This is a genomic window from Bacillus cihuensis (assembly GCF_000504145.1).
Lineage (GTDB): Bacteria > Bacillota > Bacilli > Bacillales > DSM-1321 > Peribacillus > Peribacillus huizhouensis.
Genome location: NZ_KI632495.1, coordinates 614,602 through 640,366 on the forward strand (window position 1 = coordinate 614,602; position 25,765 = coordinate 640,366).

The window sequence follows — 25,765 nt, forward strand, 5'->3', positions numbered from 1 at the left end:
TAACTGGGTTTCATATTCTTCAAAATCTAATATCGCTGATGGAATTGGAAATGGTCATATATGTCACCGACTATTTCTATGATATAATGGTCATCCTCTTGTTTATAAGGTGAATTTACAAGATGCATCGAATGAAAATTGAACATGTATCCTCCATTTTTGATTTTAACAAAATCATCTCTCCATAGTTCCGCTTCCCAAATATACTCATAAGTCGAAGTTGAAACTAACTTAAAAGCTGATTGCGGGATGTTTACTTTTCCAACGCTTCCCCCAAAATCAACCTCTCCCCAAACATATGCTGCGGGTGATGATTTCAAACGAATAATAAACTTTTCACCTGCATAAAACTTGTTTGTATCCTTATCATAGACGTCAGCTACCCAATTGTAGCTCCATTCCGGAGTATGAGTAACTAATGAATCTAACCTCGCTATATTCACATTTACTCTTTGTGTAATGGAAGCTGTTGCACCATCATTATCCGTTACAACAAGTGTTACATCATTGAAGTAAAGCTACCCGTTAGAATTCCTGTAGATGGTTAATATTCACCTTTGATAAAAATAGAGCCCCTCAGTAAGATGATTATACAGACACAACACAAAATCATTCTTAGGAGGAAGCTCTACTATGAAGTTTAAAATGCAAGACAAACAAAATCAACTGATTGAAAGAATTTCTAGCCAACATCTCGTTGTCGGTGTGGATATAGCACAAGAAGTTCACGTCGCTCGTGCTGTTAACTTTCGAGGGATTATAGTCGGTGATCCTCTCTCTTTTAATAATAATGAAGAAGGATTTGCTAGATTACTACAATGGATGAACCAGTTACAAACCCTAAAAGGATTTGATTCTACAATAGTTGGTATGGAACCTACGGGTCATTATTGGATTAACTTATCAAAATGGCTATATGAACAAGATATTGAAGTAGTAACTGTTAACCCCCATCTTGTAAAAAAGAACAAAGAAAACCGAGATAATTCCCGTTCAAAAAGTGATAAAAAAGACGCTCTTGTCATCGCTGATATGGTGAAGAATGGTTACTATTCCTTTATTCGTCCTGCTTCAGAGGCCTTTGAAAAACTACGAGTTTTAATGTCTAACCGTGACATGACAATTAAACGACTTGTTAGTGCTGTCAATCAAATCAATCGTTGGGTAGATATTGTTTTTCCTGAACTTCGACAGGTATTTAAAGATGTTAAAGGAAAAGGTGCAATTGCCACCCTTCGATTATTTCCAACACCACTTGAACTTCGTTCAATGAAAGCACAGGATATCGTTAATGGCTGGAAAACCCAGATGAAACGCCAAGCTGGATTAAAAAAAGCACAATTACTAATTGAATTAGCTAAGCATTCTGTTGGTACTCACCAAGCTCTTGATGCTTATAAATTACACCTAGAACAATTAATTGAAGAATTTGATCTAGCAACAATCCAACTTGAGCGAGTTGAAAAAGAAGTCACTGAGGTCCTTAAACAAATTACTTTCGCGAGAAAGTTACTTACCATTAAAGGAATCAGTGAAATTGCACTTGCAGGCATTTTAGGTGAAGCAGGAGATTTAAGTGGGTTCGCTCATGGTAATTCTTTATTACGTCATGCCGGTTTACATCTAGCAGAGGCTAGTTCGGGTAAATGGAAGGGTCAAATTGTCCTTTCTAAACGTGGGAGGTCCCGTTTGCGGCGTTTCTTGTACTTAGCGACAATGAGTCTTGTCATGAACAACCCTGATTTTAAAGAGCTACACTCTAACAATGTTCATGTAAAAAAGATGAAAAAAATGAAATCCATCATGAAATTAATTAATAAATTTGCAAGAATATTAGTAGGAATGGCGCGAAAGAATGAATCCTATCGCCCTGACGAAGTGCACCCTATCACACCATTGGCAGCCTAACGTAAACTTACTGCAATTCTTTTATAACCATATCAAAGTAGCTGATAGCTTTTAAGATTAATATCTTTCGAATATTGGCTTATTCGTAGGATCTCAAAAGAAAGTACGAAGTACCGGATTTATTGTGCAAAAGGGCTCTGACCCGTTCCGTTAGAAAGACTGGCCTCTACCACTTGGATAGGTGTGACGAAGGAATGAGAGGGCATTTGACCCGTTGAGACATGGGAGTGAAAACCTCCAAGGGTGGCGTGGAGAATACGTACATTATATGGAAATCATTGGAGCTATCACTGCCTCCTTTATTTAAGTACGCCTTCATGTAGCCAAATTGTCAAAACTCATTCAATCAATCCCTTATTTTTCTTTCAAGTGATTTGAAATCCTGCGAATAAGTGAGTATTCGAGAGATAATCGTATCTAACTGAGGGAGTACAATAAGCACAGCTTCACAAATATGTATAAATATCATTCCGAAAAGACATGTAGAACAGTATTTTGATTTAAGTGCTCAAGAAAGAAAAGCTATGGATAAGTTGTTATTTGAGGGTAAAAAGATCATAGAAGAACAACATTAGCCGGATGGTTTTAATATCAGCATCAATTGTTGTCAATTCGAAGGACAGACCAAATTCCATGTACATGTCCATCTCATTCCTAGATATATAGGAGATATGGAAGATCCGCCGGTGTTCGGGGCGTTATTCCTGAAAAGCGGATATATGGATCATTTACTGTCAAACTAATACGGAAACATGTACCAAAGTTGGAAACCGTTAACTAGTGATTTTCTCTTTTCTTGAATGGTACACTAAGAATGTAGCTGATGAACAACAAAACATGAAATGGTGAGTAGTCGCAGCTCTTGTTAGAAGAGTTGAGGAAAGTCCAGGCTCGCCCGGTGCTGAGATGCCCGGAGTGTTCGTGCCATCTGCAAAGGTGGGCAACAAGAATTTACTTGTCTGACGGCGGAGAAATCATGCTAAGTCCAACGTGATATGCTGAGAGTATTCTGAAAGTGCCACAGTGACGGAGTTCGTCTGGAAACGGACGAAATGGAACGAGGTAAACCCCACGAGCGAGCAACCCGAAATTAGGTAGGGGCACCATCCTGCGGGAAATGAACCAAAAGGATGGATCAATCATAGATCGATAGTTAGATGACTACACCTGTCGTGCGAGATTGGCATTCGTTTATAGCACGCAGGAACAGAACCTGGCTTACAGCCATTTCATGAGCCGAATTCAGCCATGAATGATCAAATCACATAAGGTATGTTTGAATTATACATACCGTACTAGACGGGGAGTTGGCGGTGCCCTGTAACCCGCAATCCGCCAAAGCGGGGTTGAATGCCTGCTTGAGGTTTGAACATGTAAGGTTTGCCTTGTAAAAGTGGTGATGAGAATGGGGTCCTGTGCAATGGAAACCTATGAACCTGGTCAGAGCCGGAAGGAAGCAGCCATAAGTAGATTCACCCATGTGCCGCAGGGTTGCCTCATTTGAGCTTACGTTTACAAGTAACGCTTGGTTGTTCCTATCGATGGCAGGGTACGGTGTTACATAAACGATGATAGAAAGTGTCCTAGGGTAGGACATTTTTATTTGTGATAGGATTCATTATTTTAGCTTTATTATTAAATTTGAGCATTTCTGTTTGTGTTGCTCCGCAATTGCGCCCTTTAATGGAGTAACTAAATTTGACCTCAATCTTAAAATTAATTAATTCTTATTAAACTAACGCACCCTTTAGTTTAAGTACATTTATTCACAAACTTCTTTTTTGGAATGGCAATGTTAACAATATAGTAGTTATTTCAATCATAAAAAAAGAACCAAATTAGGTCCTTTTTGTGTTTGCTTATTAAATTGTTCAATTGCTAGTTCTTAAAATATCCGACAATCCATTGTCATTCCCGTATTGAAATCCCCCGATTTTCCCTTCTTCGTTTGTAGAGAAGAGAACTTCACCTTCTACATTTACAGTTTTTTCTATGTCTCCATTTTTCTGATAACCGACCTTTGCTATGAAAGTATAACGATATGGAGTTTTCTCACTTTGCTCAATCGTGACGCCCTTAAAGCTTAACTTATAACCAGTGTTGTAAGCAAAGGCTGGGTATTGAGTACCAAATGCAGCTATGAATGAATCCAGCCCAGAATCTGTAAAGTAAGGTCCGTATACCTTTGCTACATACTTATCAAACTCTTTGTTCTCTTCTTTATTATTATGAACAGTCCTATATTTAGGATTCCATATTAGTTCCATAAACTCCTCATCTGGACCAGTAAACTGATGCTCAAGAACTTTTTTAATTGCTTCTTTATTTGTGTCTTCTGCATCAGCCTTTGAGCAAGCAGCTATTAAAAACCCTGACATTAACAACATTAAACTTATAAAAATAATGGATTTTGACTTGTTATTATTTTTTGACATTAGATTACTCCTCTTTTTAAAGGTAATACGTTCGCGATATATTTGCAATACATTTAATATTCAGATTAATACATTTTTTCTTCAACTAACCTGTTCCGTTACTTTAAGTACATTTCTTCACAAGCTCTTCTAATTATTAACATAGATACCCATTTTTCTTAAAAGGTGTTGTTCAACAATCTGGCCCGATTATGGAACAACTAGAAAAGTATATTTCTTCTAACTCATAATGAAACATTATAGGAAATGAAAAAGAATCTTCAACGAAAACGAAGATTCTTTAGATGATTCAATTGACCTGTTACCTCGGTAATCTCTTCTAGGACTAGGAGTGATTCAAATGTCAATCGACTATTTTTCTGACTGAACCCCTTATATGCCTTGGAAGATACCCGAACTTACCTTTTTTAAGTACTCATCTATAGCCGTTAGAGCTGCTTTTTCTCCACCTGCCTTTTTAAAGCTATTGCTCAACTTCTTAGCATTTTCCCGATAAGTAGGATTGGACAATACCTGTTGAACTGATTCTTGTAGCTTTTCTATGCTTACTTCATGTGGATCAATTTTAAACCCGGCTTGAAGTTCCTCCAATCGATTAGCGATCATAGGCTGATCTGAGGTCTGAGGGATGACGACAAGGGGCACTTCATAATAGAGAGCCTCGCTCGTACTATTCATCCCTCCATGAGTAATGAAAACGTCCGTATGCTTTAAAACTTCAAGCTGTGGTAGATATCTACGTACAATGAAGTTTTCCGGTAAAGGCTGCAGCATGGCTAAATCAGTAGCCATGCCCACTGAAAAGATGACTTTCCCCTCAAAGTCTCTAAAAGCCTCTATGCAAGTTTGAAAGAAAGATTCAAACCCTTGCAAGATGGTACCCATTGAAATATACAGTACTTTCTGGTCTTTTAGTTCCTCTAACGGAAAATCATGTGTTTGCACCCGTTTGGTGATGGAAGGACCGATAAATACATATGAATCATCCATATATTCTCCACCTGGTTGAAATTCTCTGCTTGTATAGACAATATTCAAATCAGAAGTATTCATCATAAATTGGAGAGGATGCTTTATCTTCACACCGAAACGTTCCTGGATCCGTTCCGTTATAGTCGAATTTTTTTTCTCTATTTCCAGCGATGGAGTTAGAGGTAGACCCCTGCCACTTTCTAGCATTTTCAGGAATTGCTCCTGAGGCATAGCGAAGGACGATGATGAAGAGATAGAAGGAAGGTTTAAATAGTCTTTGATCAGCAGTCCCGCACCAAACATATCATGATACACATAATCAAATGGTATGGAATCAGCTAATTCATGAACAACAGCCAATATATCATAGGAAAGTTTTAAATGGACTTGCATAAATTCATGAATACTGGTAACTTTTTGAGGTGTGAATCCCTTTAAATGATTTGGATGAAGATATACATACGCACCCAAACCTTCAATTCTCTCTTTAAATTCTTCAGTGGTTACGTAATGAACAGTATCTCCACGATCAATTAAAGCTTTTACTACACCCAGAGTCGGATTAACATGCCCCTCAGCTGGAAAGCTTATCATTAATACATTCATTAACTTTCATTCCCCTTTCCTATAACATATAAATCACTCAATCTATTTTCATGATACAATACCATTCTTATTTTTATCCAATATAAACCATCTTACTTGCCTAAAAGGAGACTTTAGTTCTAATGCGACAATAATTTGATAGGAATATAGAGCCTATATTACTATGCTAATTTGTGAATTATGATGCCATTTCAAACAACTTATGTATGAATTAAGCTTCTTCAACAAGTGAAATCTGATCTAGAAATGAATACTCTATACAAAACTAGTTAACATAAAATCAACTATATGAAGTTAGCAAAAACTACAAACCTAGACGTATCAAGGGATTGGCGTTTTTGTAACTGTTAGTTTGGATTAAAGTTTGATCAAAAATACCTCACAAACCCATATTTTATGATAAATAAAAAGAAGCCATTTTGACAAAAGATTGATCAAAATGGCTTCTTTTTCAGCAGATATAGGTTAGGTTTTTATAAAAAAGTTTGATCATTTCTACTTGTTTTGTTCCGAGCCCGATTGTGGAAGATCGAAAAATTTAACAGAGCATCAAAAATTGAGCTTTAGTTATTGTGTTAACGCCTCCATTAGTTTAAGTTTAAGTGTGTTTCTTCACAAACAACAGTCGATTGGTACACTTGAGAATTATTCTCTAAGTTAACTCTATTCAGAAGTCCATTATTGCAAAAATAAACCATCCTGAAACACAGGATGGTTCTTATATTTTATTTCAATATGAGTTTTGCAGAGGTATACTGTATTTCATTTGTTCCAATATGCTTTTGCTTCTTCCTCAAGTATTTTTAATCTTTTGTAATAATCAGGAAATTCATTGAGATGAGCTAGAGCAATTTTCCCAGTCATAATAGGGTCATCCCCAGTAACATTCGTTTGGCTGGACTGTTTTCCATGTTCAAGTTCAGTATTCACTCCCATCCAAAACTCATCTAAATCAAACTTACTTTTATCAAAGTCAATACCTAAAAGTAAAGCTATCGCTGCTGCCTCCTCTTTAGAAAAGCTAGTTTTAACGATGTTAAAATTATTAGTTTGAATCCTATTTGGATACTTTGTTGGATGAAAATAGTGCATATCACAATCAAAACGGTGTTCTGCAGCCAAAGCATCTGCTTTAGTTACATGTACTGTGTCAAATGGATGTTGTGGAGGTGCGTATATAGAATAAACTTTCAACGGGATATTACCTGTATTGGTTACATTATGCCATGTTCCAGCAGGTATCATAATGGCGGAATCGTCATAAACATTTCGCACAAAGTTTAAATTATCTTTTCTCTTGCCCATTTGAACAATCCCTTGACCTTGTTCAATGCGTAAAAATTGGTCAACGTTAGGGTGAATTTCTAAACCGATATCTTCCCCAGCTTTAAGACTCATCAATGTAACTTGCAAATGATTTCCTGTCCATAATGCGTTACGGTAGTTATTGTTTTGTTTTGTAGCTTCATTAATATTGATTACAAATGGTTTCCGTCCATAATCTTTTAGCCCGACTTTATTTCTTCCATTTGATGTTTGAAAAATATCCAATCGGTTAGCAACATTGTGCGTAGTCCAGTAATTGGGCTGTATTATTTTGTTATTTATTGTTCCATTAAAAAAATAAGGATTTGGATATTGATATTGGTGGGAATACGAAAAAGGAGCATCGTACATTTTTCTCAACGCCTTCACAAATTTTTCAAATTATCTTATGCACTATGTTAAGGAAATGTACTAATACTCAGGGTTACTCCATTTCATATATAGTGTGGTTGAAACGGCAAAAGAGAATGATTTGAGTTCCTGTAATTTTCTTCGCTATTTGTATGAAACGCTGCCGAATATGGATCTAACGAATAAAAAAGAAATAGATAAAGCCTTGCCGTGGTCTTCTAGTTTACCCTCGGCATGCAGAATACCGATAAAAAGTGAAGCAAACAAAACATAGTCCCGAAATACACCCACCCATGTAGTATTTGGAGGCAATTTGACGTTTACCTTTAATAAATCAAATGCAACATATGGACCGTTGCTCTTTTCCACAAACCATCCCCAATTTATAAGGTGAAATAATAGGCTTTGTGAAGAAATGATAGGGCTTAGATACAAAAGTCAATAAGCATGTTTGCCGCACACTCCGCAATATAAACCATAAATCTGGTCTCGTAGGAATGACAAGTGCAATTGATTATCATGGATTTCATGGTGTTCATGGAATACCTGGTTTACATGGCGTAGGTGGTTTCGGTGGCATTCATAGAAGTGTTGGCCAATAGAAATAAGTCCTTCATTAACTACACCCACACAAAAGCCCCTCTCAATTACTTAGGTGTATCCTTTGGAAAGGAAATTAAAAAAAAGCTAGGCAACTTGAAGGAGATACTGTCTGAATTTTGCAGGCGGCATCTATTTTAGGCTCGATTGTCCTCGATAATGGTTGTAATAGGTCATATAATTTTTTACTTCGCGTTTCACATCTTTTAATGTCTCACAGTTTTTCAAATCAATTTCATTTAAAAAGAATGCTTCTTAACTTTAACTGTATCTATTTCAATTATTCTGACTTAGGAGCGCCTATTTCTCTTGTATAATTTTGAAAAACTTAAAAAATTGCTATCCAAGTCTTCACTGCTGTCACTAGAATTAATATCCCCATTATGCCTTGCAAAACTTTTGTGTTCACTTTTTTTCCCATGTTGGCTCCAATAGGTGAAGCAATTAAACTCGCAACAACCATAATAAGTGCAGGCAGGACTGGTACTTGACCTGTTGAGATTTTTCCAGTAACAGCCCCTATTGACGAAATAAGTGTAATTGCTAAGGAAGAAGCAATTGTCATTCTTGTTGGTATTTTTAAAACCACAAGCATGATAGGAACTAATAGAAATGCGCCTCCCGCACCTACTATGCCAGCCCCTATGCCTACTGTAAAAGCAAATAATGCCGCAAGCCATTTATTAAATTTTACTTGTTCTAAAAGGATATCATCCATGCCCTTATGGGGAACAAACATCATGAAAACAGCAATAAGAGCTAAGATTCCATAAACGATGTTAATTCCACTTTCCGGCATGAGAGTAGAGCCAAATCCTCCAATCAAACTTCCAATCAAAATGCTAATTCCCATGTAAGTAATTAATGTTTTATTTAAATAACCACCTTTACGATAAGCCAAAACACCACCAACTGTCGCAAAGAACACTTGGATGGCTGTAATTCCTGAAACTTCATGAACTGTAAAATCACCTACACCTAACATGACTGGAATATATAATAACATCGGGTAGTTGATAATTGCCCCACCAATTCCTAACATCCCTGAAATAAAAGAACCTACAAACCCAATTAGGAAGATTGTCATTATTAAATTAATATCCATGTTGTCCCCCTCTTTAGAAAAAGGGAACCTAATTTGGTTCCCTTTACTTTTTAACCCTTTTTAATCCAAAATGTTAACACGCTGTTTTCTTCTTCATACTTTAATACTTCGTGTCCGCCGGATTTAGCCCATGCTGTTAGATCGTTTTTTGCCCCTTTATCAGTTGTATGAACTTCTAATACTTGACCTGTTTCAAGCTCTCCTATTGCTTTTTTGGTTTTAATAATCGGCATTGGGCAAGCGAAGCCTTTGGCGTCTAATACTTTTGTTGCTTCCATTTTGTATTCCTCCTTGTTTGGTATTATCGAACTGCACAACGGTTTGGTCCGATTTCCATTTCTCGTTGTTGATCCATGTCTGGATTGATTTTCCCCATATTTGTTTCTCGAATTTCTTGATATGCATTTGGCTGTGGAGGTAAGTTTTCAGTTACCAATTTCCTAAATTCATTTTCATCTTCGATATTGAGTCCGTGATTTTTTACGAACAATGCACCTAATTTTTCTGAAACACTACCATCATCATTTAACTCGTCTATGATCATAAAATGTGCTGGAAGGACAATTAGTTCTTCTGACAATTCTCTGTAGCGTTTATAAAGAGTTTCTCTTAAATCACCCACCCAATCTTCCGCCTTACCTGCCAGGTCGGGTCTTCCGATCGAATCAATGAACAAAATATCTCCTGAAAGCAAGAACTTTTTATCAACTGCAAAAGATGTAGAACCAATGGTATGACCTGGTGAATATAATGCTGCAATATTAATAGTTGTGTTACCGATTGTTATGTCATTACCATCTTCTAATGGTTGGTAATCAAAAGTTACTTCTGTTGCATCCTTTGGTGGTAGCCAGTAGACAGCATCAGTTTTCTCGGCAATTGTACGTCCTCCGGAAATATGGTCAGCATGAAGGTGCGTATCAATTACATGTTTAATTTTGGCTCCCATGTTTTCAGCAAAATCAAGATAGATATCTGTCATACGTGTTGCATCAATCACTGCTGCTTCACCATTTGAAAGCACCATGTAGGATAAACAACCTTTACCGATTCGAACGAATTGATAAATTTCGCCACCATCATTTAGGTCGCCCACTTTAACCGGTTCTAAATGTTCACTCCATGCTTTCATTCCACCCTTAAGGTATGACACGTTTAACCCGGCATCAGAAAGCATTTCTGCCACCATTACTGATGAACCTTCCTTTGCACAAACAACCAATACTTTTTTGTTAGTCGGAATTTCCTCCATAATTTCTTCTACACCATCAAGCAATTCAAAATAAGGAACATTTAAATACTCAAAGTTTTCTCCTTCGATTTTCCAATCGTTAAAATCACTTGCATTACGAACATCAAGAATAAACAACTCTTCATTATTAAAAACTGTTTTCGTCACTTCTTTTGAAGTCATTACATTTACAGTCAATCCAAATACCCCCTATGGTATTATTTTATTTAAAAAATATATTGATTTAAAAAGTTAAAGTTACATCTGCATCCTTTGTAAATTCTAAAAATGTTACTGCGCCACCTACTTCAATTCCATCAACAAAGTCTTCTTTTTCCAATCCCATTACATCCATTGTCATTTGACAACCTATAAATGCAACGCCTATTTCTTGTGCCATAGTAGCCAATTCCGGAATTGCAGGTACATTTGCTTGCGCAAATCCTTTACCTTCGGGCATTGGAAGTTGTTTGTGTGCTTCTTTATGGATCAAATTTAATCCTTCAACAGTAAAAAAATAGCCACTTCTTGGTCAGTTTCTGCTGCTGTCGTCGCAATATTAAATATCTTATATGCATCAAATAATCCACCATTACTTGCAATAATCGCTATTTTTTTATTCATTGTTTATTCCCCCTAAGTCATAGATACCTGTTGTATTACCATTCCATTGACTCATACCTGGTACAACATTAATTACATTAGTAAAACCATTTTCGGTTAATTTCTGCGCGGCAAGATCGCTACGATTTCCTGTTCGACAAACTACGTAGATTACATCGTCTTTGTTTAACTCATTTAATTTGTTTTCCAATTCATCTAATGGAAAGGAGATTGCATTAGGAATATGGTTAAAAACATATTCTGCAGATTCTCTTACATCGATAACCACGATGTTTTCATTTGCTTCTATCTTTTTCTCTAGTTCTTCATTATTGATAACATTAGGGTGCTTTTTTTCATTGAATTCATCATTAGAAGATTTACGAAGATAATGCTTCAGCACTTCGCCTTCTTCGATTGTCCCTAAATATTGATGTCCTGAGCTTTCAGACCATGCTTTCATGTCTGCTTTGGACCCTTTATCAGTCGCTTGAATTTCTAATACTTGCCCTGTCTCAAGATTATTCATTGCCTTTTTTGTTTTTACAATAGGCATCGGACATGCTAATCCTTTGGTATCTAAAATCACGTTTGCTTTCAAGTTTACCATTTTAAAACCTCCATTTTATACCCATTAGGGTATTGTTTTTGTTTAAAAAAATTTATTCAACTTTACCTTCCCAAGCAAGCATTCCACCAGCCATATTGATCACATTATATCCATAATTTTCAAGGATTTGTATGGCACGACCACTTCTTCCTCCGGAACGGCATATCATGATATACTCTTTTGATTTATCTAATTCATCCATGCGAAACTCAACTAAACCTAATGGAATATTAACGGCACCTGGAATTTTTCCAGCAGCAACTTCATCCACTTCGCGTACATCAATAATATTTAATATTTTTCCTTCGTCTAATAAAATCTCTACTTCTTTTGCAGCCATTTGATTCATTTTTAGTCCTCCTTATGATTGATTTAAGACCAAGTGTTCATGCCGCCTTTGACGTTTGTTACGTTTATAAATCCTAATTTTTTCAGGATTTTACTAGCTTGTTGGCTTCTCATCCCACTTTGGCAAATCACGATTACTTCCTTTTCCTTTGAAAGTTCTTTCGCTGCTTTTTGAGCCAGTTCATGAAGAGGGATATTTTTAAAACCTCTGATATGGTTTCCTTTAAATTCTCCAGATGTTCGGACATCAACAAATTGCTTGTTCTTGTTATTTAATTCTGTTTTCAATTCGGTTGTGGTAATTTGGGTAACACCTTTTATCGGTAAGAACCTCTTGAACATAACGAATAGAAATAATGCAATTAAAAGATAGCTTAGATAATCCATTTGTACCCCCCTCTGTAGTGGAAAAGCCCTTAGATAAATAAATTAACATTACCTTCCTCTGCATCTGCTAAATAGGCAGCAACTCCGGCATATTCAATGTTGTCTAACAGCTCTTCTTGGTTAAGTCCTAACAGATCCATCGTCATTGTACACGCAACAAGTTTTACGTCTTGTTCTTGAGCCATTTCAATTAATTGTGGTAAAGGCATAGCATTATGCTTTTTCATAATATTTTTAATCATTTTGGGACCAAATCCAGCAAAGTTCATTTTTGAAAGTCCCATTTTATCAGCACCTCTAGGCATCATTTTGCCAAACATTCTTTCCATGAACCCTTTTTTCACAAGAATATTTTCATCTTTACGTAAGGCATTTAATCCCCAAAACGTGTGAAAAATGGTTACTTCATGGTCATAAGCAGCTGCACCATTTGCGATAATATAAGCAGCCATTGCTTTATCATAATCGCCACTAAATAAGACAATTGTTGTTTTTTTCTTTTCTGTCATGTTAGTACCTCCTAAAAGTTAATTCATATACATATACCCGTACAGGTATTTATTTTTTTTAAAAAAAATTATCTTTTTTTAATCCAAAACTCTAATACATCGTTTTCCTCTTCATGTTTCAATAGTTCATGACCTGCCGATTTAGCCCAGGCAGAAAAGTCATTCTTAGCGCCTTTATAATTTGACCAGAAACCCTTCTTTGTTTTAACTAGGCATTGGACAACTAAACCTTTTGCATCTACCACTTTATCTATTTTCATTGTTTTATTTCTTCTAGACCCAAAAATACCTTTACCCCTATAGGTATAATACTAAGTAAAATAAAAGAGGGTGTCAACCCTTTTTTATCGACTTTTTACCAGTAGGTTTACAGCTTGTTCTACTAATTCTTCTGTATTTTCACCATTTTTATCAGCATTCCGAACACACTCGACTAAATTTGCGCTAACAATTAAACCAATTGTTCGGTCAAGGGCAGTTCTTGATGCAGATAATTGAGTAATAACTTCTTTGCAGTCTTTATTTTCTTCCATCATTTTCAAAATTCCTCTTAGCTGTCCTTCAATACGCTTTATTCTATTTTTCATTTGATCATTGTAATTCACTGTTTTTCCTCCTTTAACAATTAAATGTAAGTCATTGTTTGAAATATTCCTATTTCTTTTAAGATAAGAAATAGGAATATTTATTGCCCCATTGATTGGGTCCTTGTAAGATTCATTATAGTCTCACTTAAATCAATAAGAGCAATCCTATACAAATCAAGCTCGTTCTATTGAATACAAGGTAGATAAATAACCAGGAAATACCTTTTATATAAAATAAATGCTATTAATATTGCAGCTAAAATTACAAATATCATTTAGACCACCTTCAATTAACAATTGTCATCGATAAGCTCTATACTATACCCCTAAGGGTATCTTGTCAACGATAATATTTCATTAAAGTAAATATCTCGCAATTAACATAGCGGTCAAAAAATGATATATCCAAATTTAAGAACAATTTTCGGGCGTTATTAATAAAACAACTATCTTACAAGGCAAAAAGTATCCAGCCATTTTGTTTTCATTAAACCCTCTTTGTGCTTCATTTGGGTTACATACTTCTAAAACTTTTATCTCTTTTTGAAATTCTATTACCTTCTCCTAAAGCTTTTCCTTAATATCAAACGTCCACTAAACACCGAATTTTTCTCCTTTTAAGCTTTCCTCAATACTTTTGATGGCATCATCCATATTTTTATTTGTGAAACCGGATAATCAAACACAATCGACTCCACCGTCATTTACCTTTTTCTATTCCTCTTTTAACCTTAATTTCTCCTATCAATTGGTTAATAATATATGCAGATGTAATTAGTTCTTTGAAGTATAGTTTAATAGTATTTTTACCAGTTACTTCTGCTTTATCAAATAATGGAGCAGTAACTCCTGCAGGTACTAAAACGTTAGTTGAAGCAGCTGCGATTGGGTTACCAGCAGTATCAGCAACACGTAATACTTGTAAAGTTGCAGAAGCAGGTGTAGTTTGTGCACCACTAGCTACATCAGTGAAGTCAAGAACAACTGCTTTGTTGTTATCAATAGCTTGAACAGTTACTTTGCTGTCTAATGCAACTCCAGCAAATAAGTAGTTAAGTTTATTTTCAATTGAAGCCTTATCCATTACTTCGCTGAATACAATTTTTACTATCCTAGAAGATAGAAGTTGTGCTTGAGTACCTAAATAGTATCAAGGTCAGTAATTGTTGGAGCAACAATATCCTTAAGATACTGTAGAGCTGTAATCAGCAAGTTTATTTTGGTTAATTGATGTATCTTTAATATTCTTAATAGTTAAAGTATAAGATCCACCATTAAGTGCAGCAACAGGAATTGAGTAAGTGTTGCCAGTTACGTTTGTAATAGAACCGTCGATAGCAACTGTGTCCCCATTATCATCTTTAATTTCATAGTTAGCTGCAGTAGTAGCACCTGATACAGCTTCGCTAAATAAGCCTTCAATCAGGTTTAAACCTGATTTTTAACTTGAACTGTAAACAAAAAGGCAGCAAAGATTGGTTACAATAAAGTCGTTTATTTTCAATGCCATAAACTAAGATAACACCGTCCGTATATGTGGGCGGTGTTAAATAAAGTTGTTTATTTTTCACGCAAAACACTTTTTCTATATCAAAAATAAAACAATAAAGTCGTTTAAATTATTGAGTTGTGCAACAAACGCTCTCTTTAATGGAATAAATAAATGAGAGAGAACCGATTAAAATTAAATAATCGAGGTAGAATACACATATTACATCAGTCAAAATAAAAAGGGGTAAAATTATGCTAGCAAAAAAAATATTTTATTCATTTTTAATGTCTTTTCTTGTTTTGTCCTTAGTAGCTTGTTCTTCTACTACATCCGATGTGGCTAAAAATGATGTTGCAAAGGAAGATATTGAAAAAGAAGTGAAAAAGTCAAATGAAGTACATACAGCCCATTGGTCTTACGAAGGGGAAACAGGACCAGAACATTGGGGTGACATAAATCCCGATTACGCAGTATGTACAAACGGGAAAGAGCAGTCCCCTATCAACATCGAAACTTCACAAGTTATAGAAGATGAAATAATAGCAGATCTGGATATTAACTATAAACCTACTGGGTTCTCCTTAAGTAACAACGGACATACGATTCAGGGCAACCCTTCAAACATGGATAACTCTTTTATCGTTGACAATAAGGAATATAAGTTAGCACAATTCCATTTCCATACACCAAGTGAACACCAATTTAATGGGCAGAATTTTGATATGGAATTACATTTTGTACATAAGGATGCTAATAACCAATTAGTAGTTCTTGGCTTAATGATTAAAGAGGGAGCGTCAAATTCTTATCTAGAAAATGCTTGGAACGTCATTCCTACAGAAGAAACAACAGAAGACGTTAAATTGACAGAACCCATCGACTTAATGAGCTTATTGCCGAAAGATAAAGATTCGTTTCGATATAATGGTTCGTTAACAACTCCTCCATGTTCAGAAGCTGTTAAATGGGTTGTATTAGAGGAACCTATTGAAATGTCTAAAGAACAAATCGATAAATTCCGCAAAATTTTCCCTGATAACCATCGACCTGTTCAATCCTTAAATCAACGAGAAGTAAAAGAAGAAGATTGAACTGTTGCTTTGAAATAAAGTTTAATCAAAATACCTCACAAACCCGTATTTTACGGTAAAAAAGAAGAATCCATTTTGAAAGAAAATTTGATCAAAATAGATTCTTCTCTTGCATATATAAGTTTCGGTTTTATAAAAAAGTTTGATCATTTTCTAACAGTGTTGCTCAACAATCACGCCTGATTATTGATGATCGTTATTTAACTAAAGCCCCTGTTAGTTGAAGTTGAGGTGCCGATTAAAAAATGCAGATTTACAGCGTTAATAAATTGTTTATTTATACACTTTTTTATTCAGACAGCACACCTGCAGCGCTTTCTGCAAAATCTTGAAAAGTATTATTGTAGCTATGTTCATATACCTTTGCATAAAAAGCTGTATATGAAGGAAATGCAAAAAAACACTCTAAACATTGATAGTACAACGTTTAGAGTGTTTTTATGTGTCCCTAAACTTTGATTTGGGAACGTTTTTTATAATTATTTTGAATATTATATAATTCAAAGTTGCACTATACTACACATTATTAATAGAGACATACCATTGCAGAACGTCTCATAATTACTAGTAAGCTATTAGATACTTACTTAAAATGGCTAATTTTGCTGTAATAATACACCATCTTGTTTATCGTATATTTTATAATGTATACCAAACTCAGAACCTTCATAATAGGTAACTTCACAATACGCAGTTGTTAGTGAACCTTTGTCCCAATTATTTGGAGGAACACTAAAAAATACATCTTCTGACAATAGAATATTTAAATAAGAATCTTTTGTGGTTTCCCAATAATCAACTGTACAAGCACCTTTTACTATTTCGTGTTCTCCCTTAAAAATCTTAGGCATCACTGTTAGGGCATCCCAAAACACAGTGAGAGATAAAAGGCTAACTAATAAGAGAGCAGACTGGATTCCATAGTATTTAATAAGCGGTAAGGGTTTCTTTTTTGAGTCTTTCTTATATATAAAATGCCTACTAAACATAAAATAAAGATTAAAATCGTTAATAAAAATGCACCTAGTAGTTCTATCATTCAATTTAACACCTTCTTAAAATATTATTGAATCAAGAAACTATTATAAACTAAAATGCTCTAACCTTTTATAAAAGAATGTTATTCAATAATATGGCCCTTTTCATGAAGAAAGACGCTTTCCTTATTTCAGAAAAGCGCCCGATCGTGGAACAACATTTATATAGTCTATGACCCAAAATCACATATATCTCGGCTGAACCCCGATAATGCTTACCCCCGCTGAGTTGGTCGAAAACGAACGATAATAAAAATAAACAAGATAACTCCAAAAACCGCTTCGACCAACCAGACCATAGGATAATCAACATAGTAGGTAAAACCTGAAAAAAAACGAACATATAACAACCCAAAGCACGGTTCGAGTACAAACAGTGTTGCTGTAAATACCAAAAACATATTGGTTCTCTTTTGATGAAGATATCCTCCTAATATTCCAAAGATCGGACCAGAATAAAGTAGATCTTTCCGGATCTTATGCTGGCAAGAAAATCGGCTACTAATGGATACGGACTAAGTTCAGGATGTGGACCGATGTCAAGGACGAATATGTTGGCAACATAGAAACCAAAAAGTCCAATCATCGAGGCACATAAGCCAACTAAAGCCGATTGGATAACTCGATGTCTTGTCGTCATGGCAGCAGCAACGAACGGTAATATCAACCAGGGAGCACTCGAGTTACCGATAGCCATTCTTATTCCACTACCGTTACCCTTGAACACCGCCATTAATATCCCGAATACCATGGCGATTACTATAGCAATGGATAGTCTAAGGGATTTCATCAATTCATTATTACGTGTCATTACTGTCTACTCACCTCCTTTGCAAAAATTCTGACCTCGATTTTGATTTAGAACATTTTATATTAATCAATACTGACTTATAGTTTAAGTACAACTTTTCACAAAAACCGATTCTAACAATAATATCAATATTCAATTTTCCGTGAGATTCCTCCTCCATTATGTGGCCCTATAATGAAAAAAAGCGATCTTCTTTATTGAAGAATCGCGCCCTTTAGTAGAACAAACTATTATTACTAATTTTTTAGTTCTTTTCTTCTCATACCAAAGTTATTTACTGTTAAGATATATTATTATTTAACAGCTTCTTTTAATTCCTTGCCTGGCTTATAAGCAGGAACCTTAGAAGCAACAATATCTATTTCTTCACCGGTTTGTGGATTACGACCTTTTCTAGCTCTACGTTCGCTTACTTCAAACGTTCCAAATCCAATTAATTGGATTATTCCTACTTCAGCAAGTGTATTTGAAATAGTATTAAATGACGCATCAACTGCTTTTGTAGTATCCTTCTGTGTCAGTTCAGCTTGAGTTGATACAACTTTTACTAATTCTGTTTTATTTATTTTTTTATACACCTCCATATTCCTAAATCACTATGTAACAACTAAAATATATCAGATATTTCTATAAAGTATTATTAATCATAAAATTATTAACCTTAAAGCGCATGGACATGTCCTGACTTGTAAACAAGAGGTAAATACCTTGTTCACATACATGAGCCATGAGTTAAATAAGTTCATTCCTAAAGAATTGCGCCTTTTAGTTGAAGTTCAAGGATATGTTTTCAAATGCATAAAACTTATGAGTTCACCTCTTGTATTTATCACAACTTCATCTTCCCCATAACCCATATGAGCGCGATAGTAAGGGTACACATAAAGGGTTATCTCATAATAAAACGCCAATTCCATATAACTGTTTTATTTTGGGGTTCCGCCAACATTCCACGTTTAGCTTACGGTACACTATATGCAAAAAAGCTCTCTCCAAATGCCAGTCGGTGTTTTCTACGAACAGCTGATTAAGGACACGGCGTGCTATTCAACGCAGGGAGTGCCTGTCGTACTGTCATGACTAAAGCTTAATTATAAGTTTCCTTCTTCATACCGGCGCAATGTATCTTTAACCTAGAATATCAGAAAGTGCACTTTTTACGTCTGGAAATTGAAAGGAGTAATTGTGGTAAAGTGCTTTTTGAGGGAGTACCCGCTGCCCTTTTAATACCAACTGACTCATTTCACCAAGTACTACTTTTACTACAACTCCAGGAACATGAAGCCAATATGGGCGGTGAAGGACGTCTGCAATGGACTGTCCGAATGATGACATGCGTATTGGATGAGGCGAGGTCACATTCAACGGTCCATCTACTTCGGGGTTAATGATGGCGAAGTAAACCATCTCAACCGCATCTTGAATGTGCACCCAGGAATTCCATTGCATCCCACTGCCGATTGTCCCCCCAATACCTAATTTATACGTTAGCACCATTCGCGGAAAGGCACCTTCTTGACCCAGTATGATGCCGAAACGCGCGAAGACCGTTCGTACGCCTAATTCTTTCGCCATTGCCCCTTCTTTCTCCCAACGCTTTACAACACTGGCCAAAAAATCGTTTGCATTACTTTTGGAGGACTCATTAAACGTTTTGAAGTCTGACATCCCGTAGTAACTTACACCTGAAGCGTTAACAAGAACTTTTGGCTTTGGATGAAGATGTCTCAAAATTCGAATGACCTCTTTGGTGGCTGTAATACGGCTATTCAAAATAGCCTCCTTTTTACTTTGGGTCCACCGTCCGCTATTGATTGATTCCCCGGCTAAATTGACCATCGCATCGACATCCTTAAGTTCGTTTTCAGGTTGATGATCTGCAGAAAGCCAATCAACATAATGAACGAACTCACTTGTTCTTTTATGATCAGGAAGACGCGTTAATATGGTTACACGATGGCCTTTTTGAGTCAACAGGTGAGTCAAGGCTTGACCTACAAACCCGCTTCCTCCCGTTATAACAACATGCAATTTACTCACCCCCTGCAACTGCTTTCTTATAAGTTAGTGAATAAAATAACGACCTAAAAGATTGCCAACAAGAAAAATCGGGATCATGAGCAGACTGACGGGGAGACTTGCAAAAAGTAAATGCCCGTCTATCAGGCCGCATTCGAACAAACTGTCATAGGCAATAAGACAGTAAGGGATGAGAAGGAATAGCGCCGTTATGATGCCAGGTGTGTAGCCTTTGAAAAAGATGGACTGAACAATATGCATGATCGCCTGCAGAATAAATAAATTGAGAATAGCTGTATATAAAAGAAAGCCCCCTCCGTTTAATGTGAAATGGGCAGTCACCACTGTAGTGAATGAAATAATCAACAAAATCCAAGTAGCAGAAACAGAAAGCTGGGCAGCGGTCGAACCTAGTTTTTCCCTCATATTTAATATTAGATGGACGAAAGGAGATTTTTGAAACCTATTTTTGCTTGCCTTCATGGAAGATTCAATGGTTATGATCTCTTCTAAGTCATGGAAAATAAAAATGATTGGGAACAACCAAATGATTGTATGAAGATCGAAAAATTGGTGGAAAGTTTCAAGCATCTTTTGCCTCCTGCTTGTTGTAGTTTTGTTCATTGTATCGGACAGACTTTAAAAATATGCAAAAAGTCACTTGAAAGCACAGATCCCGGTTTAGCTCCCTTCAGCTAATTTTTGATAATGGGCCAAGGCCAGTAACGGAAAAACGTATTCGTAACAATGATAATTGATATAAAAGGCTCCAGCCATTCCCCTTCCTTTCGGGTAGGTCTTTGCCCAATCTTTTTCTTTTCCATCCACTAAAAAAGCTACACCGCGTTTAATGTCAGGTGTGACTTCAGACGCAGCCGAGATAAGTGTGTCAAGGGCCCATGCTGTATGAGTGCGGGTACTTTCGCCCAAAGGCACATAACAATTTTCGATATCACTTTTACAGGATTCTCCCCAACCTCCGTCTTGATTTTGAATCGCTTTTAACCAGTTTACAGCCTTCTGAATGGCAGGATTATTCGGGGAAACCCCAACCGCAATCATTCCCGTTACCGCCGCCCATGTGCCATAAATATAGACACCCCAGCGCCCTACCCAAGAACCATCCGACTCTTGATTCTTTAACAGCCAACGAATCCCGCGTTTCACCATGGGATGATGAAAATCCAAATGGGTATAGTTCCCGAAAAACTCTAATGTCCTTCCCGTTAAATCAACCGTCGACGGATCAATCAACAAATCTTTTCCGCCCTCGATCGGTAATAGGTTCAATATTTTCTTATTTACATTCTTTTCGAATGCCGCCCATCCACCGTCATTGTTTTGCATGGAAATGAGCCAGTTGATTCCCCGATCCCATGCCTGTCGACAATCCACCCTTTCGATGGCTAACGTTCGAATCGCTCTTAGTGCTACCGTTGTGTCGTCAATATCCGGATGGATTGTATTCATGTCCTCAAAGCCCCAGCCTCCCGGCAACAGGTTTGGTTCATGAATGACCCAATCCCCGTATTTGACATGTTGCCGGGAGAGGATATATCGGTTTGCCATCTGGACGGTATTCGATGAATAAGGGACTCCAGATTCTTGCAGAGCATAACTGATTAACGTTGTGTTCCAGACCGTAGCCGTCGCATATTGGCAGTGGAGTTCTCCATCAATCCGGCAGGTCATCGCTTTTAAGCCTTGCAAGGCACGGGTAATCACCGGATGTGTATTCGAATATCCCCTCGCCAATAAGGCAAAAATCATCATAGAAGTTGAACCGAAATAATTACATAAGGTGCCATCCGGTTCTATTCTATCCAGCATATATTGTTCGGCGCGATATAAAGCTAACTCGCGAAGGTTTCCGGGGTAGTCTTTCAGGCCTTTTATCCCTTTTTGAATCAAATGGATAACCGAGCGGAATTCCGGATCTTCTGTAAAAAAACGTTTTTCTTTTTTCAGATACAAATCAGAGAGATCAGGAGACCGTAGCGTTCTCCTGCTGAAACCCAAATTGGCCAGAATCAGAAACGGGATGATGTTCGTTCTGCCAGGCATGGAGAAATCAAAAAGATTGATTGGAAAAGAGTCCGATATAAGCAGCACTTCAATCTTAATGGGGAAAGGCGGCCACTCGCACTGTCCGGTTAGAGCCAACAGGATTTTAAAAAACATATGGACTTCTGTAGCCCCTCCGTTGGCAAGGATAAACCTTCTTGCTGCCTGGATATCCGGGTCATCCCGATCCCGGTAACCGGAGTAAAGAAGGGCATAATAAGCTTCCACAGTGGACGTAAGATTCCCTTTTCCTTCATCATAAAACAAACCCCATGAACCATCTTTCTGCTGTTTCCCTGCAATACGTTCCACCAGTTCTTTTATGAACGCCTCATCATTTATCTCCAATGTCCGCAATAAGATAATCATGTGACAGTCTGTTCCGATGCCGGTCTCGAAAGGATATTGCCAGGACCCGTCATCTGATTGGTCCCTAATGAACTGATCGACGATTCGGTTCATTTCCTCATGTACCCGATGTCCCATGTTACCCCCCTCTTTCGAATACTCACGTTGTATTCATATTCCTCTAGCAAAATGAATATGCATTTCTTTAATGGAAGAATCGAACGCAGTTAAAATGAACTGTTGAAAAGGGATGATGTATTTTTGCTTAATTCCTATTCTGATGTAAAGAAGGATTTGAAAAAAAAATTAATAAGTAAATCTTCCTGCCTCCTGCCCTCTTTATCCGAAAACGATAAACAACGCATTCACTATATAAGAGAACAGACAAAACAACATAATCAAAATAATGTTACACGGACTCGGGCTTATTATCATTTTTACCTTGAGCACCCAGAAATCCATTGGGCCCTCCTTGGACATATGGTATCGCGGAACGTTGGCTGGAACATGACCGATTTAAAAGGGGATTTGCTGACAAAACTTCTTCCGGAAAGAGATCAGAAGGCGATTTATTCTTTTTTGGAACGCGGCAGCTGGTTGATTTTTCAGGATGTGTATCCCCAGTGTTTGATATATGACCTAAGTGTAAAAGCCAACCAGGAAATGTTTCATCTTTTGCCCTTTTTTCACATTTCTACCTTTATGGAAACGATGTGGCGTTATTTTTGGAACAGTCGGGATTCCTACACTCTTGCTATTGCGACTGTGATAAATGAACAAAGTTATTTGGAAAAGAGAGTGATCCAAAATAATCATTTTAAAAAAAACGTAACCCGTACGGTCAGCTTCAAGTTGTATGATTTTTTGCGTTTAAATCACATTCTTTTTCCATACTGTGCAGAGGGAAATAGGCAACAAACCTTACTTGCCGGCGCTACATCAAGGCATTTCACTTCGCTTCACGAACGAATTTTATTCGGTAAAAGATTGTATACCCTTCTTTTTCAGCGAACAAATATTTCAGCGGGCATTTTGAAATGGGCGCACGATCATCCCCATACGGGTTCACGAAAAGATTATTGGCCCGATTTGTTTAACGATGTAAACGAATTTTTCCCCCGTTCCCTTTATAAACCTCGGGTCAAGAATTGTAAGTTGAGAAAAGGCGCCGCCGACCGATTGTACAGCCCACTGTTAAAATACGCCTGGCCGAATGCTTCTCATGAAGATGCAGAAAGCGGCGACTGGTTTGAGGATTGGCATGTTCTGGACTATATTCATAAGGAAGTCGATGTGAATGGAGATATATTCGGGAATTATTGCAAAACGCTTGAAACCATTGAGCTTGCGGTCATGGGAAAGGAAGCCCTTCTGTTACGGGAGGAGGATTAACCATCAATGTGCGGTGATTTTGACAGCTGTTCTACATATTTGCATTGGTCGCTTCTTTCATTTTGACTTTTATACCTCGAATTGTTGATTGTGTCATAACAGTAAGGGGGGAGTGTCAGGAAAATGCGCTTCCTGACGGTACCCCTCTAATAATAGAATGAACATAAGAGTAGGATTATTGCAGATATTTGGACTGTGTTTTCCAATAGACTAACCGAAAAATCACTCCTCACATTAAATGCATCTAATTTTTGCTGCTAGGTTTGAAGGTATTTACATTCTGCTTCAGTATGAAATAAATCCACCGCTTTTTTCTCAAATGATATATCATAAGTCTCTGCTTTTTCTCCATAAGAAATACCCCCTCCTAGTAGACAGATTAATTCGCTTTTTAAAACGTGTCTACTATAAGGGGAGCATACCATATTACGGAAAAGCTCCCTTTAATTGAATAACTAAAATCTGACCACACTCACTAATATCATTTAATTCTCATTAAACTAACTCCCCCGTTTATTTAAGTACATTTCTTCATAATCTTGCTGGCAATTAAGTTGTCTTATTACTATAGCCACCACTAAGTCGGTAGCTTTGTTTTTAGCAACTCCTGTATTTTTCTAATCCACGCAGTATAGTGAACCTAATAGAATCAAAGAACAGCTAAACCTTGTGACCCAAAGTAAGGAAAGTTAGTCCAGGCAGCAACCTGCAATCTTACTAAATTTCCATCATCTTGGATATTAAATACTGACACTGTACCCTGATTCCCGTTAAGGGTGTAAAAATGCCGTCCATCTTTACTCACTCCAACATCCATCGGAAGACCTGGTGCTGTACTTGGCGGTGTACTGGTAATATGCCTTACCACCGACAGTGCTCCATTGGGATCAATTCGGTAGGTGGAGATGGTGCCGCTTAAGGTGTTGGTAGTGTATGCAAAACGTTCATCCCTCGTTGTTACAACCCAACAAGCAGTCTGATATCCGTTTGGTACAGAGCCACTAACCACATGAAGAATTCCATCGTTACTCAATGAATAAGATGACAGCGCATTTGAAACTGCTTCAGTAACTAAGAGGATTCCAGACGATAGAAAATAAACGCCCAATGGTCCTTGACCGTAAGAATCATTAACGATTGGTCCTGTAACTGTACCATTTTTATTTACAGGGAATACACTGATATGGTTTGATGTAAGCTCGGAGACAACGATTTTACTGCCATCAGGAGTGAAGAGAACCTGCGCCGGCTGAGCATTGAAAGTACTGAGAGAATGGGTGGATCCAGGAATAGGAGTAAGTCTTCCGTTATCATCTATGTGAAAACCAGTGATATTTGATGCAAAATTGTTTGCGGCATTACCTACATTGGAGACATAGAGAAGATTACCAAACACATCTACGCTATTGGGTTGAGCACCTCCTGATGGCTTTACATCCACGAGAACAGGTGCTCCTGTGTCTGTTAAGATGAAACTACTGATACTATGGCTGCCTGCGTTAACTGCAAGTAGGAAACGTCCATCACGGGACAAAGTTAGGGCGCCTTGTGACGCTAAGGGATCGACGCCATCGTTTGCTGTTGCAGTGGAAACTTCCTTTGTACCAGTACCTCTTCCATAAGTTGGGAAGGATCCCGCGAAGGTGAGCATTCCATTCATGTCCATGGAAAAGGCAATGATTTGATTCATTACTTCATTATTGGTCATCATGTACACCATACTCGCACGTGCACGAAAATAATTGTTCATTATCTGCATTTTATGAACCTCCTTCTTCCATAATTTTATATGATTCTGTTGCCATTTAAATTCCCCAAATGGATGTAAATTGGTTTACAAATCGAGGTGAACTATCATCCATTTATCCTACTAACCTGTACCGTTAGCACAAAAAGCGACTGTTCTTATTGAACAATCGCGCCAGTTTGTTGA

General features: G+C 37.1%; 28 protein-coding genes, 2 other RNA genes and 3 pseudogenes. 5 read left to right on the forward strand and 28 right to left on the reverse strand.

Annotated features, from left to right (window positions below; translation table 11 throughout):
• Positions 1–26: 26 nt before the first annotated feature.
• Positions 27–443 (reverse strand): hypothetical protein, encoded by a 417-nt coding sequence (locus V179_RS0108800; RefSeq protein WP_028391122.1) that lies wholly within the window; start codon positions 441–443, stop codon positions 27–29.
• A 190-nt stretch (positions 444–633) separates the two neighbouring features.
• Here V179_RS0108800 and V179_RS0108805 point away from each other — a divergent pair, with 190 nt between their 5' ends.
• The 3 genes from V179_RS0108805 (at position 634) to ffs (ending at position 3,463) form a co-directional block, all read left to right on the forward strand.
• On the forward strand, positions 634–1,908 hold the full coding sequence (locus tag V179_RS0108805) for an IS110 family RNA-guided transposase (RefSeq protein ID WP_028390633.1): 1,275 nt from the start codon (positions 634–636) through the stop codon (positions 1,906–1,908).
• A gap of 841 nt (positions 1,909–2,749) precedes the next feature.
• Positions 2,750–3,134, forward strand: an RNA gene (gene rnpB, locus V179_RS29915) — RNase P RNA component class B.
• Between the two features lie 64 nt (positions 3,135–3,198).
• Positions 3,199–3,463: signal recognition particle sRNA large type (gene ffs, locus V179_RS29920), an RNA gene on the forward strand.
• A gap of 316 nt (positions 3,464–3,779) precedes the next feature.
• Here the strand turns inward: ffs and V179_RS0108810 are convergent.
• The 19 genes and pseudogenes from V179_RS0108810 to V179_RS32380 form a co-directional block, all read right to left on the reverse strand.
• Positions 3,780–4,343, reverse strand: coding sequence for a hypothetical protein (locus V179_RS0108810; RefSeq protein ID WP_028391123.1), 564 nt, complete (start codon positions 4,341–4,343; stop codon positions 3,780–3,782).
• A gap of 372 nt (positions 4,344–4,715) precedes the next feature.
• A complete protein-coding gene (locus V179_RS0108815; protein ID WP_028391124.1) occupies positions 4,716–5,921 on the reverse strand; it encodes a macrolide family glycosyltransferase in 1,206 nt (401 codons plus the stop codon).
• 762 nt (positions 5,922–6,683) lie between these two features.
• Positions 6,684–7,013 carry a DUF5661 family protein gene (locus V179_RS31640; RefSeq protein WP_235179091.1) on the reverse strand — a complete coding sequence of 110 codons (330 nt, stop codon included), beginning with the start codon at positions 7,011–7,013 and terminating at the stop codon, positions 6,684–6,686.
• 18 nt (positions 7,014–7,031) lie between these two features.
• A pseudogene (locus tag V179_RS27550) lies at positions 7,032–7,598 on the reverse strand (cupin domain-containing protein); the annotation flags it as partial.
• 144 nt (positions 7,599–7,742) lie between these two features.
• The gene (locus V179_RS31015) at positions 7,743–7,967 is read right to left on the reverse strand and encodes a hypothetical protein (RefSeq protein WP_028391125.1); all 225 of its coding nucleotides are present in this window, start codon (positions 7,965–7,967) and stop codon (positions 7,743–7,745) included.
• A gap of 363 nt (positions 7,968–8,330) precedes the next feature.
• Positions 8,331–8,426: an IS3 family transposase gene (locus tag V179_RS30620; protein ID WP_161632340.1), complete on the reverse strand. Its 96-nt coding sequence runs from the start codon at positions 8,424–8,426 to the stop codon at positions 8,331–8,333.
• Positions 8,427–8,526: 100 nt separating this feature from the next.
• Positions 8,527–9,303 (reverse strand): sulfite exporter TauE/SafE family protein, encoded by a 777-nt coding sequence (locus V179_RS0108830; RefSeq protein WP_028391126.1) that lies wholly within the window; start codon positions 9,301–9,303, stop codon positions 8,527–8,529.
• 50 nt (positions 9,304–9,353) lie between these two features.
• Positions 9,354–9,581: a sulfurtransferase TusA family protein gene (locus V179_RS0108835; protein WP_028391127.1), complete on the reverse strand. Its 228-nt coding sequence runs from the start codon at positions 9,579–9,581 to the stop codon at positions 9,354–9,356.
• A gap of 23 nt (positions 9,582–9,604) precedes the next feature.
• Positions 9,605–10,739: pseudogene (locus V179_RS0108840) on the reverse strand (MBL fold metallo-hydrolase).
• Between the two features lie 39 nt (positions 10,740–10,778).
• Positions 10,779–11,158: pseudogene (locus V179_RS27555) on the reverse strand (DsrE/DsrF/DrsH-like family protein).
• Positions 11,151–11,747 (reverse strand): sulfurtransferase TusA family protein, encoded by a 597-nt coding sequence (locus V179_RS0108850; protein WP_028391129.1) that lies wholly within the window; start codon positions 11,745–11,747, stop codon positions 11,151–11,153. The pseudogene V179_RS27555 and the gene V179_RS0108850 overlap by 8 nt, the downstream one beginning before the upstream one ends.
• Before the next feature lie 52 nt (positions 11,748–11,799).
• The gene (locus V179_RS0108855) at positions 11,800–12,096 is read right to left on the reverse strand and encodes a rhodanese-like domain-containing protein (protein WP_028391130.1); all 297 of its coding nucleotides are present in this window, start codon (positions 12,094–12,096) and stop codon (positions 11,800–11,802) included.
• Positions 12,097–12,119: 23 nt separating this feature from the next.
• On the reverse strand, positions 12,120–12,482 hold the full coding sequence (locus V179_RS0108860) for a rhodanese-like domain-containing protein (RefSeq protein WP_028391131.1): 363 nt from the start codon (positions 12,480–12,482) through the stop codon (positions 12,120–12,122).
• A gap of 29 nt (positions 12,483–12,511) precedes the next feature.
• Complete coding sequence (locus V179_RS0108865) at positions 12,512–12,991, reverse strand: DsrE/DsrF/DrsH-like family protein (RefSeq protein WP_028391132.1); 480 nt, start codon at positions 12,989–12,991, stop codon at positions 12,512–12,514.
• Between the two features lie 68 nt (positions 12,992–13,059).
• Positions 13,060–13,251 (reverse strand): sulfurtransferase TusA family protein, encoded by a 192-nt coding sequence (locus tag V179_RS0108870; RefSeq protein ID WP_028391133.1) that lies wholly within the window; start codon positions 13,249–13,251, stop codon positions 13,060–13,062.
• An 84-nt stretch (positions 13,252–13,335) separates the two neighbouring features.
• The gene (locus V179_RS0108875; RefSeq protein ID WP_028391134.1) at positions 13,336–13,596 is read right to left on the reverse strand and encodes a metal-sensitive transcriptional regulator; all 261 of its coding nucleotides are present in this window, start codon (positions 13,594–13,596) and stop codon (positions 13,336–13,338) included.
• A 393-nt stretch (positions 13,597–13,989) separates the two neighbouring features.
• Positions 13,990–14,133, reverse strand: a complete 144-nt coding sequence (locus V179_RS32375) for a DUF302 domain-containing protein (RefSeq protein WP_407637245.1) — start codon at positions 14,131–14,133, stop codon at positions 13,990–13,992.
• Between the two features lie 145 nt (positions 14,134–14,278).
• A complete protein-coding gene (locus V179_RS0108880) occupies positions 14,279–14,662 on the reverse strand; it encodes a hypothetical protein (protein WP_028391135.1) in 384 nt (127 codons plus the stop codon).
• A 99-nt stretch (positions 14,663–14,761) separates the two neighbouring features.
• Entirely contained in the window at positions 14,762–15,004 is a 243-nt protein-coding gene (locus tag V179_RS32380; protein ID WP_407637246.1) for an Ig-like domain-containing protein, read from the reverse strand.
• A gap of 317 nt (positions 15,005–15,321) precedes the next feature.
• On the opposite strand from V179_RS32380, the gene V179_RS0108885 reads away from it, so the two are divergent.
• The gene (locus V179_RS0108885; protein WP_028391136.1) at positions 15,322–16,161 is read left to right on the forward strand and encodes a carbonic anhydrase; all 840 of its coding nucleotides are present in this window, start codon (positions 15,322–15,324) and stop codon (positions 16,159–16,161) included.
• A gap of 596 nt (positions 16,162–16,757) precedes the next feature.
• On the opposite strand, the gene V179_RS27560 is transcribed toward V179_RS0108885, so the two are convergent.
• The 7 genes from V179_RS27560 to shc form a co-directional block, all read right to left on the reverse strand.
• The gene (locus tag V179_RS27560) at positions 16,758–17,204 is read right to left on the reverse strand and encodes a flavoprotein (protein WP_235178996.1); all 447 of its coding nucleotides are present in this window, start codon (positions 17,202–17,204) and stop codon (positions 16,758–16,760) included.
• Between the two features lie 424 nt (positions 17,205–17,628).
• The gene (locus V179_RS0108900; RefSeq protein ID WP_028391138.1) at positions 17,629–18,009 is read right to left on the reverse strand and encodes a DUF6518 family protein; all 381 of its coding nucleotides are present in this window, start codon (positions 18,007–18,009) and stop codon (positions 17,629–17,631) included.
• Positions 18,010–18,302: 293 nt separating this feature from the next.
• On the reverse strand, positions 18,303–18,575 hold the full coding sequence (locus V179_RS0108905) for an HU family DNA-binding protein (protein WP_028391139.1): 273 nt from the start codon (positions 18,573–18,575) through the stop codon (positions 18,303–18,305).
• 210 nt (positions 18,576–18,785) lie between these two features.
• Positions 18,786–18,926, reverse strand: coding sequence for a DUF3888 domain-containing protein (locus V179_RS32195; RefSeq protein WP_084552282.1), 141 nt, complete (start codon positions 18,924–18,926; stop codon positions 18,786–18,788).
• Between the two features lie 211 nt (positions 18,927–19,137).
• Positions 19,138–20,040 (reverse strand): TIGR01777 family oxidoreductase, encoded by a 903-nt coding sequence (locus tag V179_RS0108910; RefSeq protein ID WP_028391140.1) that lies wholly within the window; start codon positions 20,038–20,040, stop codon positions 19,138–19,140.
• A 33-nt stretch (positions 20,041–20,073) separates the two neighbouring features.
• On the reverse strand, positions 20,074–20,619 hold the full coding sequence (locus V179_RS0108915; protein WP_028391141.1) for an HXXEE domain-containing protein: 546 nt from the start codon (positions 20,617–20,619) through the stop codon (positions 20,074–20,076).
• 90 nt (positions 20,620–20,709) lie between these two features.
• The gene (gene shc, locus V179_RS0108920; RefSeq protein ID WP_028391142.1) at positions 20,710–22,578 is read right to left on the reverse strand and encodes a squalene--hopene cyclase; all 1,869 of its coding nucleotides are present in this window, start codon (positions 22,576–22,578) and stop codon (positions 20,710–20,712) included.
• A gap of 123 nt (positions 22,579–22,701) precedes the next feature.
• On the opposite strand from shc, the gene V179_RS0108925 reads away from it, so the two are divergent.
• Positions 22,702–23,832, forward strand: coding sequence for a DUF2515 family protein (locus tag V179_RS0108925; protein WP_235178999.1), 1,131 nt, complete (start codon positions 22,702–22,704; stop codon positions 23,830–23,832).
• A gap of 649 nt (positions 23,833–24,481) precedes the next feature.
• Here the strand turns inward: V179_RS0108925 and V179_RS0108935 are convergent.
• The gene (locus V179_RS0108935; RefSeq protein ID WP_028391144.1) at positions 24,482–25,591 is read right to left on the reverse strand and encodes a lactonase family protein; all 1,110 of its coding nucleotides are present in this window, start codon (positions 25,589–25,591) and stop codon (positions 24,482–24,484) included.
• Positions 25,592–25,765: the final 174 nt, after the last annotated feature.

Bases quoted from the DNA above. Each gene is read 5' to 3' on its own strand.
- V179_RS0108860 (WP_028391131.1), bottom strand. From the start codon at position 12,482: ATGGATTATCTAAGCTATCTTTTAATTGCATTATTTCTATTCGTTATG.
- shc (WP_028391142.1), bottom strand. From the start codon at position 22,578: ATGGGACATCGGGTACATGAGGAAATGAACCGAATCGTCGATCAGTTC.
- V179_RS0108885 (WP_028391136.1), top strand. From the start codon at position 15,322: ATGCTAGCAAAAAAAATATTTTATTCATTTTTAATGTCTTTTCTTGTT.
- V179_RS0108870 (WP_028391133.1), bottom strand. From the start codon at position 13,251: ATGAAAATAGATAAAGTGGTAGATGCAAAAGGTTTAGTTGTCCAATGC.
- V179_RS0108855 (WP_028391130.1), bottom strand. From the start codon at position 12,096: ATGAATCAAATGGCTGCAAAAGAAGTAGAGATTTTATTAGACGAAGGA.
- V179_RS31640 (WP_235179091.1), bottom strand. From the start codon at position 7,013: ATGCACTATTTTCATCCAACAAAGTATCCAAATAGGATTCAAACTAAT.
- V179_RS32195 (WP_084552282.1), bottom strand. From the start codon at position 18,926: ATGGAATTGGCGTTTTATTATGAGATAACCCTTTATGTGTACCCTTAC.
- V179_RS0108805 (WP_028390633.1), top strand. From the start codon at position 634: ATGAAGTTTAAAATGCAAGACAAACAAAATCAACTGATTGAAAGAATT.
- V179_RS0108935 (WP_028391144.1), bottom strand. From the start codon at position 25,591: ATGCAGATAATGAACAATTATTTTCGTGCACGTGCGAGTATGGTGTAC.
- V179_RS0108815 (WP_028391124.1), bottom strand. From the start codon at position 5,921: ATGAATGTATTAATGATAAGCTTTCCAGCTGAGGGGCATGTTAATCCG.
- V179_RS0108915 (WP_028391141.1), bottom strand. From the start codon at position 20,619: ATGCTTGAAACTTTCCACCAATTTTTCGATCTTCATACAATCATTTGG.
- V179_RS0108880 (WP_028391135.1), bottom strand. From the start codon at position 14,662: ATGGATAAGGCTTCAATTGAAAATAAACTTAACTACTTATTTGCTGGA.
- V179_RS0108865 (WP_028391132.1), bottom strand. From the start codon at position 12,991: ATGACAGAAAAGAAAAAAACAACAATTGTCTTATTTAGTGGCGATTAT.
- V179_RS0108810 (WP_028391123.1), bottom strand. From the start codon at position 4,343: ATGTCAAAAAATAATAACAAGTCAAAATCCATTATTTTTATAAGTTTA.
- V179_RS0108835 (WP_028391127.1), bottom strand. From the start codon at position 9,581: ATGGAAGCAACAAAAGTATTAGACGCCAAAGGCTTCGCTTGCCCAATG.
- V179_RS0108830 (WP_028391126.1), bottom strand. From the start codon at position 9,303: ATGGATATTAATTTAATAATGACAATCTTCCTAATTGGGTTTGTAGGT.
- V179_RS0108900 (WP_028391138.1), bottom strand. From the start codon at position 18,009: ATGACACGTAATAATGAATTGATGAAATCCCTTAGACTATCCATTGCT.
- V179_RS0108850 (WP_028391129.1), bottom strand. From the start codon at position 11,747: ATGGTAAACTTGAAAGCAAACGTGATTTTAGATACCAAAGGATTAGCA.